Genomic DNA, 2,419 nt, shown 5'->3' on the forward strand with positions numbered 1-2,419 from the left:
AAGAACATTTATAAAAATTAAGAAAAATAATATAAAAGGAAATATAACATATTCAGCAGGATAAAAATTTATTTTAAATTTTTCTACTATTTTAAAATTACTTAAATTTCCCCATAAATATTTAAAATTATTTATATCATTACTATTTTTAAATGAAAAAATATAAGAACTATAATTTCCTAAATCATTGTCATCATTAATATGCATAATTTTAGTTTTTAATTTTGGATTTAGCTTTTTAAAGTTTCCTATATTTTTATAATTTTTATCTAATAAATCATCTGTTATATACTCTCCATTTCCTTTGGGTACAACTTTGCTTTTTACTTGGTCAAATATTTGTAAATCATTAGTATATATCACTAATTCATCTTTACCTAAATATTTATATTTGGTAATATAAATCTCATTTTCATCACTTAATTTCTTAATATAATTTTTTAATTCATCATTACTTAGGCTTTTATCAAAATCATAAGTTACTATTTGTACTTTATTATCAAAAAGTAATTTATCCACTTTATAATCAAAGAAAGTATTTAATGATAATAATATTATAAATGCTATAGTTAAAGATGAAATATATAATATTTTTCTCATTATAACTCCTCCTTATAAAATAAGGTATGGAAATAACACTAATTAATTTTTCCATACCTTAGTAATTAATTATTATTGTTTATTATCATAATAAGCACGGTTTATTCCTTTTGATGTCCATTCTACTGATGCTTTACTAAATGTATCAGCTTCTTTCCAACCTCCATCATTATAATCGCCTATTCCATTTGTTACTGAAGCACGCCCTTTTGTTTTATAATGTTTATATTCTGAGATTAATTTTGTTCCTCTCTTTCCTCTAATCCAATAACCACCATCCATACTACCAGATGTAATACCATCTCTTGTTCTTCCATCAATAATTTCTGAACCTTTACCATATTTAGATATATCTAAACCTTCAGCAAAAACACTTGTACTACCTAATGCTAACATACCTACTAAACTTAATGGTAAAACTAATTTTCTTAATCTTTTCATAATAAAATCTTACTTAATATGTAAATATTTTTATTTATATAAATCTCATTTAGAGTATTTATATCTAATTGAATTATTTATCTTTCCTAGCATTAACATTATTCCATTACATAATAAAGAAATACAAATATAAGCCGAAAGATTTATTTTATTAAGTATTAAAGTTAATAACAATAAACTTAAAACTATCAGTAAATTTCTTGTTGTCCTTTTTTCATAAACTTTAATTTCTATCTCATCTAGTGGTTTATTTTCGTCTTCAATAGGTGCTAAAGATAAAATTATTATACTAGATATTATTGATATTACCGTTATTATTAAAGGGTTTCTTAATGCCTGTCCCTTTAAAGTTGAAAGTACAACCACTAACATTAATACAGAAAATATATAACATTTTAGTGGTGTTCTACAATGATATCCTCCAGCATATATCCTTATATATATGTAAGTTAATATAAATAATATAGTTTCTAAAACCAATTTAAATGTAATTCCTAAAATTATCATTGTAACTATATTAACAATATATAATATTATTTGCTCTAATCCACAGATATATAATTCCTTTTCTTCCTCTGCAATTAAATTTTTATGAATAAATATATTTATTATCTTCTCATATATATTTTTCATAATTAAAATTTTCTGTACTTTTTAGCATTCTCTGGAAGTTTATTCTGATGTGCAAGTCCAAAACAATTTGAGTTTACATTTAATACAACTGCACTTTTTAAAGTTTTTACAACTGATTTTGAAATACATTCATTTAACTTTTTCATTTTTATTACCACCTTTATATATAATTTTTATGAGTTTATTATATTTTATTATAAAGCAAATTTCAATATATTAAGGACGAATTGTAATTTTAAAAGGACGAATTGCAAAAAACTATATAAATAATAATATTTCGACAGTAAAAATATCATCATTACATTTATATTCTAATATCCCATTATACTTTTCAATAAAGTTTAAAACATTATTAATTCCTATTCCGTGTTCATTTTTTTCATATTTTGTTGTAATTAATTTATTTTCTTTAATAATTATTTTTTTATCAAATCTATTAGATACTGTTATAAAAATTTTATTTAGCTTATATGTTATCTCAAAATTTATAAACTTATTTTCCTTTACTTTATCATTAGCCTCTATTGCATTTTGTATAATGTTTCCTAAAATTGAAACCATATGGAATTCTGATATTTGTATGTCATACGGTACTTTAGCTGTTGCATTTATTTTTATCCCTTTATTAAAAGCTTCATTTAATTTAAAATTAACTATATTATCTATAATGTAATTTCCTGTATCAATAAATTTTGTTATACTAATTTCCTGTAATTTAAAAATACTTTCTATATAATTTTTAGCT

At 21.3% G+C, this 2,419-nt stretch carries 5 protein-coding genes; all 5 read right to left on the bottom strand.

Annotated elements, in window-relative coordinates; translation table 11 throughout:
- Positions 1 to 600 (bottom strand): hypothetical protein (locus R5Z65_RS09875; RefSeq protein ID WP_317368859.1); only part of this gene is annotated, 600 nt, incomplete at its 3' end.
- A gap of 72 nt (positions 601 to 672) precedes the next feature.
- The gene (locus R5Z65_RS09880) at positions 673 to 1,041 is read right to left on the bottom strand and encodes a lactococcin 972 family bacteriocin (RefSeq protein ID WP_317368862.1); all 369 of its coding nucleotides are present in this window, start codon (positions 1,039 to 1,041) and stop codon (positions 673 to 675) included.
- 45 nt (positions 1,042 to 1,086) lie between these two features.
- The gene (locus R5Z65_RS09885; RefSeq protein WP_317368864.1) at positions 1,087 to 1,674 is read right to left on the bottom strand and encodes an accessory gene regulator B family protein; all 588 of its coding nucleotides are present in this window, start codon (positions 1,672 to 1,674) and stop codon (positions 1,087 to 1,089) included.
- Between the two features lie 2 nt (positions 1,675 to 1,676).
- Entirely contained in the window at positions 1,677 to 1,820 is a 144-nt protein-coding gene (locus tag R5Z65_RS09890; protein ID WP_317368866.1) for a cyclic lactone autoinducer peptide, read from the bottom strand.
- A 112-nt stretch (positions 1,821 to 1,932) separates the two neighbouring features.
- On the bottom strand, positions 1,933 to 2,419 hold a 487-nt coding region (locus R5Z65_RS09895; RefSeq protein WP_317368868.1), incomplete at its 5' end, for an ATP-binding protein.

The organism is uncultured Tyzzerella sp. (assembly GCF_963558545.1).
GTDB lineage: Bacteria > Bacillota > Clostridia > Lachnospirales > CAG-274 > Tyzzerella.

Coding starts and splice junctions, on each gene's coding strand:
- R5Z65_RS09880 (WP_317368862.1), bottom strand. CDS start 1,041: ATGAAAAGATTAAGAAAATTAGTTTTACCATTAAGTTTAGTAGGTATG.
- R5Z65_RS09885 (WP_317368864.1), bottom strand. CDS start 1,674: ATGAAAAATATATATGAGAAGATAATAAATATATTTATTCATAAAAAT.
- R5Z65_RS09890 (WP_317368866.1), bottom strand. CDS start 1,820: ATGAAAAAGTTAAATGAATGTATTTCAAAATCAGTTGTAAAAACTTTA.